Origin of the sequence: Mesobacillus harenae (genome assembly GCF_013343715.1) — a bacterium.
GTDB classification, from domain to species: domain Bacteria; phylum Bacillota; class Bacilli; order Bacillales; family Cytobacillaceae; genus Mesobacillus_A; species Mesobacillus_A harenae.
This window is the reverse complement of the sequence record NZ_JABUNR010000011.1, coordinates 144,624-158,504: the sequence shown is the minus strand read 5'-3', so window position 1 is coordinate 158,504 and position 13,881 is coordinate 144,624. Positions and strand designations below refer to the sequence as shown.

Sequence of the window (13,881 nt, the reverse complement as noted above, 5' to 3'; positions counted from 1 at the left end):
GTAGACCGTGTGATTGAATATTATAACTGTCAACGGTATCAATGGGGATTAAAGAAAATGACCCCGGTACAATACCGGGATCATTTATTAGCAGCATAGGCACTTTTTATTAAAGTGTCCGAAATATGGGGCCTAGTTCAACCTTTGGGCACTCTTTTTTTTGATTTTTAGCCCGGCTGTATAAATAGGAAGGTGATTTCCTCAGTACGGTCAGTGAGCCGCGGGAAATTGATTAGACACCTCGAATTAACCCAGTACAAGGGAAATTCCAATACATTTTCGAGGACTCTAGCGCCCCCGCTGCAATCAACATGTTTCAAAACCCAAAAAGACCTTTAACACGGCTAATAAGTTAGTCTTATTATATTTCCAGGTTTTCAGAAAACGGGATCGATCCTTAAATTTTACCAATAGATTCTGAATCTACGTTGATACCGGAGTAACCTGGGACCCAGTTAGCCGGAGTCCCTTTGCCGGTCTGCTCTGTATACTGAAAACCCTTAAGAATCCTGATATGTTCGAAAATGTTCCGCCCAACCTCTTGCGAGTAGATCAACTTGGCCTTAATTATTTGTTCGGGGCTAATAAAAATTGATGCACGGAAAGAAGCTCCGCTACTCTCATCAAGAACTCGATAAGCGCGGCTAATTTGATGTGTCCTATCGCTCAATATTGGATAATTTACATACTTCAAGGAAGGCGATGTATTTCTAAAAACAACATGTGAATATACGCTGTCTGTGCTTATAGCAAGCACTTCTGCATTTAGTGCTTGCAGATCTCCATGAACTGCGGCGACCGCCGCTAGCTCTGTCGGTCAAACAAATGTAAAATCACTAGGATAAAAAAATAAAAGTATCCATTTCCCTCGGAAATCTTCAAGATTTATTTTAGCAATCTTACGGTCTATAACTGCCTCAGCCGTAAACAAAGGGGCTTTATCCTCCAATGTTGCGCAAAAAGCCTCAGTATTCCCAGGAGTATTCTTCACCGGCAGGTTTTTATCCAAAGCAGCACCTCCTCCTTTTAGAAGTCATCTTTATATTAGTATGCATGTTGTGGCCAATCAGACGGGACTCCTTCATATTTTGTTTCGATTCGGGCATGATACTTTATGATTAGAAAGGAGTGTTCGTTATGGGACGCGGAAAAGGCTTTCACCATAAAGAAAAGGGCCACCCAGGGAAATTTCCCGAAGGCACCCTGACAGAAAGACATACTACGGAAGCACAGGAAGACGAAGAGCTTATCGTTGTCCAGGAGGCCTTCAAGAATCGGGCCGAGGAAGATGAAGATGACATGATCGATCATGTTACTTCCGAACAGAACCTCTAATGGGGTTCTTTTTTTTCTTGAAATTTTTTAACATGGTGCTGCATTTGCAATATTTATTGGTTTTTTCCAACTAAACAACTCGGACTACTTAACTTTGTTATATAATGGGTTAAAAGTGTTTAAAGGTTGTGTGCTATGAAGGAACAATATGTTTGTTATGAAGAAGATAAATACGTTGTTATTTATCAGTATGATTCAGGATACTGTGAAATTAAAAAGGTTGATAACCCACTTAAAATCGAGTTGGTCCATCGTTCGGAATTGATTCGATGGAGCGAAGAAAGTTAAATAGCTTAAAATTATAAGTGAACTGCGATTTTTTTACATTTAGATGTGCCGTTCAAACTAAGACTAGTTCGGGATGATATGGGCGATCATTTCCTGCTGGCCTGGAACTATTGGGTACCTTTTCCAAAATTACATATAAATTTGAAACTTTCCAAGTAATCCAGACGTATAGATTAGAAAGCCAAATTAAGGGAGGAACTCAAATATGATTATTACAACGACACACACATTACAGAACCGAGAAATTGAACGTTACATAGGGATTGTTTCTGGTGAGGCCATTATGGGTGCAAATGTAGTCCGAGATTTTCTTGCAAGCGTTACAGATGTAATCGGGGGACGCAGCTCTGCTTACGAAAACAAGCTAGCTGAAGGCCGGGAAATCGCCATTCGAGAAATGGAAGAAAAAGCGCAGAAATTAGGAGCCAATGCAGTCATTGGCGTAGACTTGGACTTCGAAACGCTGCGTGAAGGCATGATGATGTGCATTGCAACCGGAACAGCCGTATACGTGAAGCAATAAAAGGAACAGCCTAGAACATGTAAACTAGGAGTTCCCGAACCAGAAGCCGTTTTTTGCTTCTCCAAGGAATGTTGATTTTACCTTATTACTCTTACAAAAAAGCAAAAAAGAACGAGGATAGGCCGCCACCTAGCTTGTTCTTTTTTTTTACTTCAGCTGTTTTTTAAAATGAGCAATTTTCAAACCGCTCATAAATATTATTTCACCTGCAGGCAGGAAACCTAACTTTTCATATAAACGGACTGCAGGTAAATTTTCTGCTCCGGTTGATACAATCATCTCTCTTGCCTCTGGAAACTTTACCTCTACAGCATCTAGCAGTTTACCTGCGATTCCATTTCGGAAATAATCAGGGTGTACCATTACTCGATGGAGATCAATTTGCGACCCATTCAGTTTATAAGAAAGGACCCCGGCTAGGTTCTCCCTCTCATAATAGCCAATAAAAGTCTCCCCACAAGCCGACAGCTCTTCTGCGGTCTCTTTTAGCGGGGGAATGTCATTCGTACCAATTAGCTCTGCCTCTACTTGGTAGGAGACTCGTTGAAGAGCGATTACCTCACAGGCTGCCTTTCGTTCACTAATTATTATTGGAACAATCTTAGCTGCTCTTGTTTTATTTTCTTTGTGCTGTTCCATTGGTGTACTCCTTTGCACATAAATGATTTCGACTGGATAATACTCGCTCCATTACAAAATATCTCATTTTCCATTATACTAAGTAAAGTGTTCACCTTCACATTAGAAGCTGGACTACATTATATGATACCGAATCAACCCTTTTTTATGAAAGGAGCTTATATGAAATCAATTGTACTTGCAGAAAAACCTAGTGTAGCTCGCGAACTTGCAAGAGTTCTTGGCTGTACTCAAAAGCATAAGAGCTATCTTGAAGGAACTCAATATATTGTAACATGGGCCCTTGGCCATCTTGTCGAATTAAAAATGCCTGAACACTATGACACTCGCTATAAAACATGGAATCTTGAGGACCTGCCGATTATTCCAGAAAAAATGGGACTAAAGGTGATTAAACAAACGAGCCACCAATTCAAAGCAATCGAGGGGCTGGCTAAGCGAAATGATGTTAATGAATTCATCATCGCAACCGATGCCGGCCGTGAGGGAGAGCTCGTTGCTCGATGGATTCTCGAAAAAATACATTGGCGTAAACCAATCAAACGGTTATGGATTTCCTCCCAAACCGATCAGGCAATTCGTGAAGGCTTTAAAAATCTTAAGCCCGGAAAACAATATGAAGCTTTATATGAATCAGCCGTATGCAGAGCTGAAGCAGACTGGCTGATTGGCCTAAATGTAACTAGAGCCTTGACCACGAAATACAAGGATCCGCTTTCTGCCGGCCGGGTTCAAACCCCTACCCTCTCAATGATCTTCGAACGAGAGAAGGAAATTCAAAAATTTGTCCCAAAAGACTATTGGACCATTACCGCCAATGTCGGCCCACTGTCCGCCGATTGGGAACATAACGGTGAGAAAAGAATCTTTACAATTGAAAAGGCCGAAAAAGTGAAGTCAAACCTCTCAGGAAGAAAGGCAGTTCTGCAAACCATTAACCGGAAAACCAAAGAAGAGCAGCAGCCTCTGCCTTATGATCTTACTGAGCTGCAGCGAGATGCAAATAAACGCTTTGGTTTTTCAGCTAAGAAAACATCGAATGTGCTTCAGGGTTTATACGAACAGCATAAGCTTGTCACGTACCCTAGAACTGATTCGCGCTACCTTACAAAAGATATGGAAGCAACAATGGCGGACCGGCTCCAGGGAATGATCTCCGGCTATAAGGATGAAGTTCGGCCTGTTTTAAAAGGCAATGTTTTAGCCAAACGGGTCTTTAACAATGAAAAAGTGACTGACCATCATGCGATTATACCAACAGAGGAACAGCTCCATCTAGGTGACTTATCTACTGATGAACGTAAGCTGTATGATTTAATTGCACGCCGCTTTCTTACGATGTTTTACCCGGCTTTTAAATCTGAGACCCTCCATGCTGTTTTTGAAGTGAACGGGGAAACAATCTCTGCACGCGAAACTCTTGTTTTGGATGCCGGCTTTAAAAAGGTGGCTGGCAAGGAACCGGAAGAAAATTCGAAAAAACTAAACCTTGGCACCCTGACAAAGAACCAGAGTTTTTCTCTGTCAGAGCCCGAGCTTCATAAAAAGCTGACAGAGCCGCCCCTCCGATTTTCAGAGGCTGACCTGCTCACGAAAATGGAAAGGTTTGGGCTCGGCACTCCAGCTACGCGGGCCGACCTGATCGAACGTCTAGTTGAGACCGAAGCAGTCGAACGGCAGAATGGACGCTTCTTCCCGACCGCAAAAGGAAAACAGCTTATCGATCTTGTTAATGATGAACTAGCTTCTCCTGAATTAACTGCCAAATGGGAAAAAGAGCTTGAACAGATCGCACGCGGCAAAGGGGATCCAAAGGTTTTCTCAGAAAATATTCGAAAGCAAACCGCTCAGCTTGTCTCAGAAGTCAAAAAAAGTGAAAAATCTTACCGTGCCCCAAATCTCACCGGATCTAAATGCCCAGAATGCAGCTCCCTCTTAAAAGAGCGGAAAACAAAGGAAGGGCGGATTCTCGTTTGTTCCAGTATGGAGTGCAGCTTTAGAAAACATAAAGATCCGAAACTTTCGCAGCGCCGCTGTCCGCAATGTAAAAAGCGAATGGAGATCCACAACGGCAAAGCTGGAGCCTATTTTCAGTGCAGGCGCTGCAACGTAGTAGAAAAAGCGGAGGAAAAGAAAAAGGGTGTAACAAAGCGCGAAGAACGTAAACTAAAAGAAAAATACAGTCCTGAAGAATCTAGTTTTGGCAACAGCCTTGGAGATTTGCTAAAGGCGGCATTGGAAGATAAAAAGTAAAAAAGAAGGAAAAGCGACTTTTCGCTTTTCCTTCTTTTTACGACTGGGCTTGCTGATTATATTAAAAAGATATAGATTCCTAAACCAACCACCAAAATGACTGTCAAGGCTATATAGATAAGTGTCAGCCGGGTCACATTTCCTTTTGTTGCTGAGGTGTAATCCGAATCACCTTTCCCAGCCAAAGCCAAAGTGCCAATTAACACAGCCGCAATAATAACGAACACAAGAATCAGTAATATATCCATGTATTTCTCCCCTCAACAGACATACTTTTTTATAAATTGATATAACATGAACTTTTTCCCTTATACATAATTGTAACCTACTTAATTTGGTTTGAGAGCATCATTTTTTCTTAATCAGTGACCTATAGGTGACAGGCATCCTCCAGAAAAATGGAAGGTGCCTGTCACCATGCTTGCACTATGGTCATTTTTATCGCTACAATGAACTAGAACTTTCTGAAAAGGAGACAAGTCCATGAGCCAATTTCAAACAAATTTAGAGAAATATGCTGAACTAGCAATAAAAGTAGGAGTAAATGTCCAGAAGGGGCAAACCCTTGTAATTAACGCGACTCTTGACGCAGTTGATTTTGTACGGGTTGCTGTTAAAAAAGCTTATGAGACAGGAGCACAAAATGTCATCGTTAACTGGAATGACGATGTTGTTTCCAGAACGAAATATGACTTAGCCCCTGATGAAGCGTTTCAAGAATTCCCTGAATGGCGTGCTAAAGAAACTCAGGAACTTGCTGAAAAAGGTGCCGCCTTTATGTCGATTGTTTCCTCTAGTCCTGATTTGCTAAAAGGAGTAGATCCTTCACGAATATCTAATTTTCAAAAAGCTGCCGGGCAAGCACTTAAGCAATACCGCCAATATATTCAATCTGATAAGGTCAGCTGGACAGTTATCGCCGTACCTTCACAAGCCTGGGCTAAAATGGTATTTCCGAATGAGACAGATGAAAGTAGTGTAAATAAATTGTGGGAAGCCATTTTCAAGGCAGTCAGGGCGGATACTAAAGACCCTGTTGCAGCGTGGAAAGAGCATGATGCCTCCCTTCATAAAAAAGTTGATTACCTAAACAGCAAGCACTATAAAAAGCTGCACTATCGGGCTCCGGGTACTGACCTAACAATCGAACTTCCCGTAAACCACCTATGGGTTGGGGCAGGAAGTGTGAATGAACAAGGTCATGAATTTATGGCCAATATGCCGACTGAGGAAGTTTTCACTGTTCCATTGAAAACTGGGGTTAACGGGGTTGTTTCCAGTACAAAGCCGTTAAGCTATGGCGGAAATATCATTGATCGATTTAAGATAACGTTTGAAAATGGCCGAATTGTTGATTTTCAGGCTGAGGAAGGTGAAGAGATTTTAAAGCGCCTTGTAGAGACAGATGAAGGCTCCCACTACCTTGGTGAAGTGGCTCTTGTGCCTTACAATTCTCCTATTTCACAATCGAATATTCTTTTCTTCAATACTTTGTTCGATGAAAATGCTTCAAATCATCTAGCGATCGGAAGTGCGTATTCCTTCTGTATTGAAGGCGGCAAGAAAATGAATTCTGAAGAACTTCAGGAAAATGGCTTGAACGAAAGTCTCACCCATGTGGACTTTATGATCGGCTCTTCTGAGATGGATATCGACGGGATAACCGAAGATGGAACATCTGAGCCAGTATTTCGAAATGGAGACTGGGCAGTTTAAAAGCTGTTTAGGAGCTTGTTTAGCTGCTAAGTTTTATTAGGAATTTTGACAAAGAAGTTTTTTTACAGTGAGTAGTTCCGCATTCCTGAACAAATGACACCCATAAATGAGCAGACCAAATCACCTATGATTTGGTCTTTCTTTTTCAGTCTAATTAGCGTTGCTTCTTTGATTTTGGTTAGCCCCCGGATTCAGACTTACTACTAGCATTCCTGGATTAAGCCTTCCCTGCTTCCCTTTTCAAATAAGCATTTAATTTAAACGTTGATATTAGCAACACTTCTGTACTGCCTTTTTAAATGTCGATAAGCTCCGTCAAAAAACTAGGGGCTCTGGCTTTCTATACGACTTAATGCTTTATTGATATAATAAGGTGGTAAAAGATAAATTCTAAATAGAGTAATATCTGGGGGCGAAGTCTTGAAACAAGTTCAAATTATTGTTTCTGGAAATGTTCAAGGAGTAGGTTACCGTTACTTTTCACAAATGAAGGCGATCCAGCATGACATTAGGGGCTGGGCTAAAAATCTGCCAGATGGGAAAGTAGAAATTAGTGCACTTGGCTTAGAAGAAGGTTTAAATAAGTTCATAAATGAGATTCGCCATGGAAACCCTTTCTCAAACGTGGAGAATGTTGAAGTGAACGAAATAGAGAGAAGCGAGAATTATTCCTCTTTTACAATCAAGTATTAATAGTATTCATGAGAAGCTGAGGATGTGCCGCAGCTTTTTTAAAAAGTTTCCCAAGATAGGAAAAAGCAGAGGAATATTATCCTCTGCTTTTTCGAATTAAGGCTTAATGACCGAGCCATCTTCAGCTTTCAAGATTACATCGCGTAACTTCTTCAGGTTAACTTCGGGGTCTGTGTTTTTTAAACCGAGCAAAGATAACAGACCGAGTGAATCTAGTAATCCCGTCTCCCACTTCAGAAGGCGCTCTGTTAGAGTTTTATCTGTTGGGCACAGCTGCTCAAGCGTTTTACCCTCTTTAAGAGCCTTATCAATCATTTCTAAACCGAGCTCTTTTGTAATAACACCATTTGCCTCTGATAATTTTTGACAAGTCGTTAATGCCACTTTATCAACAGTTTCTACAACTGGCTTTGTAACAGGCTCTGTGGCTTTTTTTACAGTAGTTAGAACAGGCTTTGTTGTTTTCTGTACTATTTCATCCACTGGCTCGGCTACTTTATCAACGGTTTCCTTCACCGGCCCTTTCACTGTATCTCTTATTGGGGTGGTTACCTTATCTACTATATCTTTGACCGGGTCGGTTACCTTGTCAACGACATCTACCACGTCTTTTACAGGGTTTTTCACTGTATCCACTACATCTTTTAGCGGGTCTGTCACATCTTCCACAATTTCTGTAACAGGATCTGTTATATCAGAGACTGGATTTGTAATCTCTTCAATTAGTTCTCCGACCTGCTCTGCTCCGTCTTCAATGCTGACGGCTGGACTATCTGTATTATCATCCTGTGCCTCTTCACAAGTCAGCGGAAGGTTCCCGCTTGAAATTCTGGCAATCTCTCTCTTCATTTGTTCAAACGGCATAGCTGACAAGTCTTCCAGAATTTTAAGTTTTCCTGGCATGGATACTCCGCCATCTCCATTAACCGTTTCCATTTTCAGGTTACTCAAACTGCTGTTTTCCGCATTCATGTAATGCGCCACCATGGTTACATTATCAAGTCCTGCATCCGGAATTACTTTTAAGGCATATAAGCATGCTCCATTAAAAGAAACATTGCTAGCATCCACAGTCATCCCTTTCATATGCACTGGACCGCTTGCCTTCATCGTTAAGCTGACTGGACCGTTTGGTGTGTTAAACCTTTTGGTCAGTTTCATTCCGTATATTTGCGCGGAATCATAGGTGAAGCGGAGCATTGGTTTTCCAGAAGATCTAGATGTTTCTGAGCTTACAATTGTCACTTTCATATTTTCACCAATTACGCGGTCAGCCTGGATGATAAACCCTTCATCACTCGAGGAAGTGGCAGCGTTTACAAACGGGAGGACAGACAACCCAATGAGCTGGAAACTTAGAAATAATATCAGTGCTTTATGCTTCACCCGTTTTTTTAGCTTCATTCTGTCTCTCCTTTAACCGGTTTGTGCAGTCCGAGTTAAGTCGGATTCTGCCTCTTCTTCCTCTTCATCTGGTACCATTCTCCATGCATTTAAGAGCGATCCTCCGATAATTCCAAATATCGTACCAAATAAAAAGCCTCCGAGCGCACCTATAACAGATAATATTGAAAGGAAAATTGTAATGATCCCCAAAACCTTCGATGAGCTTGGAAAGAAAAAGGCAAGAATCCCCAACAAGGTAATTAAACCGCCAAACAGCAGGCCGATAATAGCGACCGAACCAGGCAGGAATGTGCTCAGGTATAAATTAAATGGAACCCAGAGAATGAGAAGGCCGCTAATAATAGTTATAATGGAACCCCACAGAGGCCGCGAATGCCTCCACTTTCGAAATATCATTCTCCAACCCCCCTATTATTTTTTAATTTTTTCAACTGTCAGCTTCATACCGTTCATATTAATGGTTTCCTGGAATAAATAGTGTGTCTTTAGCTTTGCGTTTTCAAGCACGATTGTACTCGAGGAAAGAGAAAACTGTTTTTGCCAATCGTCACTGAAATTTTCTTCAAGCTTCTGATTCGCAAAAGTTGCGTTAGCTTCCACAGAGCCCGCATCCTGGTGAAGACCAGTAATTTTCACTGGTTTCGAAGCGGTAATAAGGACCCTTATCCATTCGCCACCCACTTTAAAATCTTTATAGAGTTTCAGATTCGTAATAGTGACGGTTTCGATTAGGTTGGTTCCCTGAGGAGCAGCAGCCTCACCGCTTGTCTCTCCTATCTTTGGATAAAACTGATAGCCTTCGCCCTCTAGCTTGTCAAACTCTACATAAAAGTCTCCAACTCCCGCGATCGGTACAGCATAAGCGACGCCTGAAAGGCCAAAAGATACCAACAGGAGCCCCAGTGCTAATAAACCCGAAGCAAGTGAAGTAAAGAATACCTTCTTATTTGTTTTGCTTTTCATTAGAATAGCCTCGTTCAATGAAGTCCACCTCCGTAGTTTTTTAAATATTATAAAAACTTTTGTCTTTCTTATACCATATCTGAATTTTATTAAAACTACAACTCTGAAAATATAGTTATTATATAGGGTAACCCGTCAAGTGTCGGGTTATAAAAAAGTACCAATAGAAATAAACCTTTGCCTGCTTAGAAGGAAGTAACTCAATCTGGTAACATTCTGCTAATTGAAAAAAAGGTTTTCAATTTGTTTATAGACACCTTCCATAATAAAATAGAGATTATCTACTAGCAGGAGGCTATTATATGTTTAAGGAATTTAAGAAATTTGCTTTGCGGGGAAATGTACTGGATCTAGCTGTTGGGGTGGTTATCGGGGCAGCATTCGGAAAGATCGTTACGTCTCTTGTTGATGACATTATTATGCCGGTAATTGGTGTGTTCATGGGAGGTATTGATTTTTCTGAACTCTCCTATCCTTATTTTAATGCAGAGATTAAATATGGTGCCTTTATTCAGACTGTAACCGACTTTGTAATTATCGCCTTTTCAATTTTTATGTTTATAAGGTTTATAAATCACTTGAAAAAAAAGCAAGAGGAAGAAAAAAGCGAAGATGTTTTAGTAATTGACCCGAAAGAAGAACTACTAATTGAGATTCGGGATCTGCTAAAAGAAAACGCTAAAAAATAACGTTAATCAATGCAGGCGCAACTATAGCGTCTGCTTTTCTTCCTTACCTTCTGTTTGTTAACGGCATTTAATACAGGGCTTATTTAACATTTTTCACAAAATTACCATATTTTGTTTTAGTTTATATTGTTTTAGTCTCTATACCCCGGGTAAATAAGTAATGCAAGCCAATTATAACGAAGGGACTGGTTCACGATGAAAAACGTAACAGCGACTTCAGAACACATTGGCATTGCATCTGGAGGAAGATTTGCGCAGCTGGCTAAAGGCACGCTCGTCATGAACCGATATACGCAGGATTCGGTTCACCCCAGCAACTAAATTCCTTTAGGCAACAGCGAACGCAATTAGAAGGGACTGGTTAAGTTGGAAGACTCAGCCGTAACTTCAAAAACGTATGCAAGATGTCCTGTAAAGGAAGATATACTGAGCTGCCTATAGGCAAGTTCGTACTGAATCGACGACATATGTTTTGGTCGATTCATCCCATTCAAGTATTCTTCTTCCAGAAGTGTCCGTCTTTCGGACTTAAAAAAGGTGCGGGCCTTGTGGTCTGCACCTTTTTTAATTGTATTCATGTTTGTTTCTCTTAAATGGTGAGGTTTATAGAACAGCTTTGCTGGATATGTAAAAAGTAAATTCATAGAGGAGGACGTTTTCATGACAGAAAAAAACCATATGATTAAGAAGAACGGTACAGTTGAGGAAGAAAAGGTGCCAGGCACATTAGACAGGATTGATTCTGGGCGAACTGAAGATATCCTTGAAAACTTTAATGAATTTAAAGAATACTTGCATAAACGAATTGAAGTTGGAAAAAACATTGGTTTAAATGAAGAGCAGCTTGCAGTGACCGCCGAGAAAATTGCCGAGTATCTGGCAGAGAACGTAGAGCCGAAAAACCGTGAAGAAAAGCTATTAAAAGAGCTTTGGAAAGCAGGTAATAAAGAAGAGCGTCATAAATTCGCTCATCTGCTTGTTAAATTCGCAAAAGAAGACCACTACCAATAAAAAAAATTCGCCTACTGCAGGCGAATTTTTTTTGCAGCTAGTCAAAAAATGTGCCATTCTTCTTTCCTTTTAATAGGTCACCAATCCATCCTTTCGTTTTCAGATATACGTATAGCCAAAGTGTGGATAGTATAATCAGTAACCAGGCAAATGCGTAACCTAGTTTCCATTCAAGTTCAGGCATCACTTTAAAGTTCATTCCCCATAACGCTCCCCACGCCATAACTGGAGTGAACAGCATGGTGATAACCGTCAGTGTCTTCATAATTTCGTTGCCTCGGTAAGACGAGACAACTTCTTCAAGATGCACCATCGTTTCAATTTCATACAAATATTCTTTTAAAATATTCCTGCCGCGCTCCAGTCGTTTAGCAGTTCTCTTATATTCAACATAGCCTAGAACCTCATCTCCAAAGGCTTCTTCAATCCCCATTTTCAGTTCCATCACGGGAATAAATAAATTTCTCCAAATTAAGACTTCATGGCGGTTTTGATTGATTTTTTCTAAAGTACTCTTCCCATTTTTCTCCTTCATTTCCCACATCAAATCGAAAAGCTGCTTTTCAAAACGGTCAATATTAATCAGGTAGTTAGTTAAGATTTCACCCATCAACACTAAGAAACCCTCAACAGCACTTTTAGAGTACTTCATCTGTTCACTCATTCCAGTAAAATCTGCGGTTTCGATAACATCAAAGTCCATTTCAATTGTTATGAAATAGTCCTTGGCTACATAAAAGTGGAAAAAGTGATTTTCCTCGGATTCTTCCATATCCTGCTGGTAAATAAGCGAACCCCATAAGAACTCTTCCCCTCTTTCCCTAGTCACAACTTTTAGTCTATTAGAGTTAGAGTCACGGACCTCCTCTAGCCATTCCTTGTAGCTCGGATCTATTCCAGGAATGTCCTCAATCGTATTCAGGTTATTCAGGTCTAATTGGTACCAATCCCAACTATTAAAAGAGTGTTTCATATTACCACTTTCCTTCTTTCTATCTTAATTCTTGTATCTTCCCTTTCTCCACGAAAATAAAACCGCCTAAAAACTACCCTATTTGTCTAACTACGCCATGTGAGGACATCTTTAACATAATTATCAACTATTCCTATGTTTTTAACGAAGTGCAATAGGGTATTTAATAGAACAAGAGGAATTGTTTCTCCTCTATATAACGGACATAATATTTATAACTAATTAAAGGAGTGGATGGAATCATGCAAACAGTATCTATGAAACCCTTTGTTTTAGCTGGTGTTGGCATTACAGCTTTGGTTCTGGCATATAAAAAGAACACTGGAAATATCCAGGAAACCACGGAAAAACTCAAAGAGAAAATTATGCCCTCAAGATATGATGATGCAGATGTTGTACCCGTTGCTAAGGCCGGGAATCCCGACCCAAATGACCTTGAAGATAACAAGATGGTTAGTGAAGGATCAATGTATGGGGTTAACTACTATAACGAGCAAAAACAATAACAAGAACCCGGGTTTTCCCCGGGCTTCTTAGATTTTTACAATTGAGCTTACAAGCTTAGCTCCATTGGGAGGTATTTTTAACCCTATGATATTTATAGTCATCTATTTAGCTATTATTCTTGTGGTGATTGAAATAAATGTCATTCTGTTTAAAATGACAGGGCTCGAACACCAGGTTGCTAGATTTCAGGTTATCTCAATGTTAACAGGTACAGGCTTTACCACAGGAGAATCAGAGTTAATAATCGAGCATCCCGTCAGGCGCACATTGGGTGCTTTTTTAATTTTGTTTGGCGCCTTTTCCCTCGCCGTCATTATTTCTGGCATTAGCACCCTACTTTCTGATAACTTCTTCTCCTATAACATAGCGTATGTGGCAGGAGGCTTATTTATTGTACTCTTCATTTTAAAAGCACCGCTTATTCAAAGGAGGCTTTCAGACAAGCTGCAAAAGGAAATGGTTCACCATTACAAGATTTCTGATTTGCCCGTACGGGATGTTATTTTGACGAGTGATGATGATGAAATTTGTGAACTTTCGATTGAGCGTGATTCAGATTTTATTGGAAAAAGATTTGATGATCTATTAGACGATAACGATGACATCATGGTTCTTTTCATAAAGCGGGGAGAAATTAAAATTCGCAGAGACCGTCTCACAACTGAGATTCAGGCTGGTGATCAGGCCGTTTTGTATGGAGACAGCACCTCCATTGAAAACAAGTTTCCAAACAACCTGATTAGACATTACCCTGCAGGGCGCCAAAGCTAAACTTCTAAACTGGGACCTGCTGCTGAAGCAAGGCTCAGTTTTTGACAAAAGGGATTCGGATATTCATTCCGAATCCCTTTTTAACTATTATTATGAATGAACACCAAGCGAGA

At 40.5% G+C, this 13,881-nt stretch carries 18 protein-coding genes; 10 read left to right on the top strand and 8 right to left on the bottom strand.

Annotation, left to right across the window (positions count from 1 at the left end):
* Positions 1-99: IS3 family transposase (locus tag HRJ06_RS14655; RefSeq protein ID WP_174733683.1), on the top strand; the 99-nt coding region annotated here is incomplete at its 5' end.
* 298 nt (positions 100-397) lie between these two features.
* Here HRJ06_RS14655 and HRJ06_RS23510 read toward each other — a convergent pair.
* Entirely contained in the window at positions 398-991 is a 594-nt protein-coding gene (locus tag HRJ06_RS23510) for a peroxiredoxin (RefSeq protein ID WP_338421105.1), read from the bottom strand.
* 146 nt (positions 992-1,137) lie between these two features.
* Here HRJ06_RS23510 and HRJ06_RS14640 point away from each other — a divergent pair, with 146 nt between their 5' ends.
* Together HRJ06_RS14640 and HRJ06_RS14635 are read left to right on the top strand one after the other, a co-directional pair.
* Entirely contained in the window at positions 1,138-1,335 is a 198-nt protein-coding gene (locus HRJ06_RS14640) for a hypothetical protein (RefSeq protein WP_174733682.1), read from the top strand.
* Between the two features lie 493 nt (positions 1,336-1,828).
* Entirely contained in the window at positions 1,829-2,146 is a 318-nt protein-coding gene (locus HRJ06_RS14635; RefSeq protein ID WP_174733681.1) for a YbjQ family protein, read from the top strand.
* 147 nt (positions 2,147-2,293) lie between these two features.
* Here the strand turns inward: HRJ06_RS14635 and HRJ06_RS14630 are convergent, their stop codons facing one another.
* Positions 2,294-2,785 (bottom strand): GNAT family N-acetyltransferase, encoded by a 492-nt coding sequence (locus HRJ06_RS14630; protein WP_174733680.1) that lies wholly within the window; start codon positions 2,783-2,785, stop codon positions 2,294-2,296.
* A 162-nt stretch (positions 2,786-2,947) separates the two neighbouring features.
* Between HRJ06_RS14630 and HRJ06_RS14625 the strand changes: the two genes are divergently transcribed.
* Positions 2,948-5,038: a DNA topoisomerase III gene (locus HRJ06_RS14625; RefSeq protein WP_174733679.1), complete on the top strand. Its 2,091-nt coding sequence runs from the start codon at positions 2,948-2,950 to the stop codon at positions 5,036-5,038.
* A 56-nt stretch (positions 5,039-5,094) separates the two neighbouring features.
* On the opposite strand, the gene HRJ06_RS14620 is transcribed toward HRJ06_RS14625, so the two are convergent.
* Entirely contained in the window at positions 5,095-5,286 is a 192-nt protein-coding gene (locus HRJ06_RS14620) for a hypothetical protein (protein WP_174733678.1), read from the bottom strand.
* Positions 5,287-5,521: 235 nt separating this feature from the next.
* Here HRJ06_RS14620 and HRJ06_RS14615 point away from each other — a divergent pair, with 235 nt between their 5' ends.
* Together HRJ06_RS14615 and HRJ06_RS14610 are read left to right on the top strand one after the other, a co-directional pair.
* Positions 5,522-6,754, top strand: a complete 1,233-nt coding sequence (locus HRJ06_RS14615; protein ID WP_174733677.1) for an aminopeptidase — start codon at positions 5,522-5,524, stop codon at positions 6,752-6,754.
* 420 nt (positions 6,755-7,174) lie between these two features.
* Entirely contained in the window at positions 7,175-7,447 is a 273-nt protein-coding gene (locus HRJ06_RS14610) for an acylphosphatase (RefSeq protein ID WP_174733676.1), read from the top strand.
* A 96-nt stretch (positions 7,448-7,543) separates the two neighbouring features.
* On the opposite strand, the gene HRJ06_RS14605 is transcribed toward HRJ06_RS14610, so the two are convergent.
* The 3 genes from HRJ06_RS14605 to HRJ06_RS14595 are packed head-to-tail and all read right to left on the bottom strand — an operon-like array spanning position 7,544 to position 9,817.
* Entirely contained in the window at positions 7,544-8,851 is a 1,308-nt protein-coding gene (locus HRJ06_RS14605; RefSeq protein WP_174733675.1) for a hypothetical protein, read from the bottom strand.
* Positions 8,852-8,863: 12 nt separating this feature from the next.
* The gene (locus HRJ06_RS14600; RefSeq protein ID WP_174733674.1) at positions 8,864-9,250 is read right to left on the bottom strand and encodes a DUF6114 domain-containing protein; all 387 of its coding nucleotides are present in this window, start codon (positions 9,248-9,250) and stop codon (positions 8,864-8,866) included.
* Positions 9,251-9,265: 15 nt separating this feature from the next.
* Entirely contained in the window at positions 9,266-9,817 is a 552-nt protein-coding gene (locus HRJ06_RS14595; RefSeq protein WP_174733673.1) for a DUF6230 family protein, read from the bottom strand.
* A 302-nt stretch (positions 9,818-10,119) separates the two neighbouring features.
* Between HRJ06_RS14595 and mscL the strand changes: the two genes are divergently transcribed.
* Positions 10,120-10,506, top strand: a complete 387-nt coding sequence (gene mscL / locus HRJ06_RS14590; RefSeq protein WP_174733672.1) for a large conductance mechanosensitive channel protein MscL — start codon at positions 10,120-10,122, stop codon at positions 10,504-10,506.
* A gap of 347 nt (positions 10,507-10,853) precedes the next feature.
* Here the strand turns inward: mscL and HRJ06_RS14585 are convergent, their stop codons facing one another.
* Entirely contained in the window at positions 10,854-11,084 is a 231-nt protein-coding gene (locus tag HRJ06_RS14585) for a hypothetical protein (protein WP_174733671.1), read from the bottom strand.
* Between the two features lie 82 nt (positions 11,085-11,166).
* Between HRJ06_RS14585 and HRJ06_RS14580 the strand changes: the two genes are divergently transcribed.
* Positions 11,167-11,517, top strand: coding sequence for a DUF3243 domain-containing protein (locus HRJ06_RS14580; RefSeq protein WP_174733670.1), 351 nt, complete (start codon positions 11,167-11,169; stop codon positions 11,515-11,517).
* Between the two features lie 37 nt (positions 11,518-11,554).
* Here the strand turns inward: HRJ06_RS14580 and HRJ06_RS14575 are convergent, their stop codons facing one another.
* Positions 11,555-12,490 (bottom strand): magnesium transporter CorA family protein, encoded by a 936-nt coding sequence (locus tag HRJ06_RS14575; RefSeq protein WP_174733669.1) that lies wholly within the window; start codon positions 12,488-12,490, stop codon positions 11,555-11,557.
* Between the two features lie 242 nt (positions 12,491-12,732).
* Between HRJ06_RS14575 and HRJ06_RS14570 the strand changes: the two genes are divergently transcribed.
* Both HRJ06_RS14570 and HRJ06_RS14565 read left to right on the top strand, forming a co-directional pair.
* Complete coding sequence (locus tag HRJ06_RS14570) at positions 12,733-12,996, top strand: hypothetical protein (RefSeq protein WP_174733668.1); 264 nt, start codon at positions 12,733-12,735, stop codon at positions 12,994-12,996.
* An 85-nt stretch (positions 12,997-13,081) separates the two neighbouring features.
* On the top strand, positions 13,082-13,768 hold the full coding sequence (locus HRJ06_RS14565) for a hypothetical protein (protein WP_174733667.1): 687 nt from the start codon (positions 13,082-13,084) through the stop codon (positions 13,766-13,768).
* Positions 13,769-13,881 lie beyond the last annotated feature (113 nt).

Excerpts from the sequence above, each read along its gene's own strand:
- HRJ06_RS14640 (WP_174733682.1), top strand. The coding sequence starts at position 1,138 with ATGGGACGCGGAAAAGGCTTTCACCATAAAGAAAAGGGCCACCCAGGG.
- HRJ06_RS14635 (WP_174733681.1), top strand. The coding sequence starts at position 1,829 with ATGATTATTACAACGACACACACATTACAGAACCGAGAAATTGAACGT.
- HRJ06_RS14630 (WP_174733680.1), bottom strand. The coding sequence starts at position 2,785 with ATGGAACAGCACAAAGAAAATAAAACAAGAGCAGCTAAGATTGTTCCA.
- HRJ06_RS14625 (WP_174733679.1), top strand. The coding sequence starts at position 2,948 with ATGAAATCAATTGTACTTGCAGAAAAACCTAGTGTAGCTCGCGAACTT.
- HRJ06_RS14620 (WP_174733678.1), bottom strand. The coding sequence starts at position 5,286 with ATGGATATATTACTGATTCTTGTGTTCGTTATTATTGCGGCTGTGTTA.
- HRJ06_RS14615 (WP_174733677.1), top strand. The coding sequence starts at position 5,522 with ATGAGCCAATTTCAAACAAATTTAGAGAAATATGCTGAACTAGCAATA.
- HRJ06_RS14605 (WP_174733675.1), bottom strand. The coding sequence starts at position 8,851 with ATGAAGCTAAAAAAACGGGTGAAGCATAAAGCACTGATATTATTTCTA.
- HRJ06_RS14600 (WP_174733674.1), bottom strand. The coding sequence starts at position 9,250 with ATGATATTTCGAAAGTGGAGGCATTCGCGGCCTCTGTGGGGTTCCATT.
- HRJ06_RS14595 (WP_174733673.1), bottom strand. The coding sequence starts at position 9,817 with ATGAAAAGCAAAACAAATAAGAAGGTATTCTTTACTTCACTTGCTTCG.
- mscL (WP_174733672.1), top strand. The coding sequence starts at position 10,120 with ATGTTTAAGGAATTTAAGAAATTTGCTTTGCGGGGAAATGTACTGGAT.
- HRJ06_RS14585 (WP_174733671.1), bottom strand. The coding sequence starts at position 11,084 with ATGAATACAATTAAAAAAGGTGCAGACCACAAGGCCCGCACCTTTTTT.
- HRJ06_RS14580 (WP_174733670.1), top strand. The coding sequence starts at position 11,167 with ATGACAGAAAAAAACCATATGATTAAGAAGAACGGTACAGTTGAGGAA.
- HRJ06_RS14575 (WP_174733669.1), bottom strand. The coding sequence starts at position 12,490 with ATGAAACACTCTTTTAATAGTTGGGATTGGTACCAATTAGACCTGAAT.
- HRJ06_RS14570 (WP_174733668.1), top strand. The coding sequence starts at position 12,733 with ATGCAAACAGTATCTATGAAACCCTTTGTTTTAGCTGGTGTTGGCATT.
- HRJ06_RS14565 (WP_174733667.1), top strand. The coding sequence starts at position 13,082 with ATGATATTTATAGTCATCTATTTAGCTATTATTCTTGTGGTGATTGAA.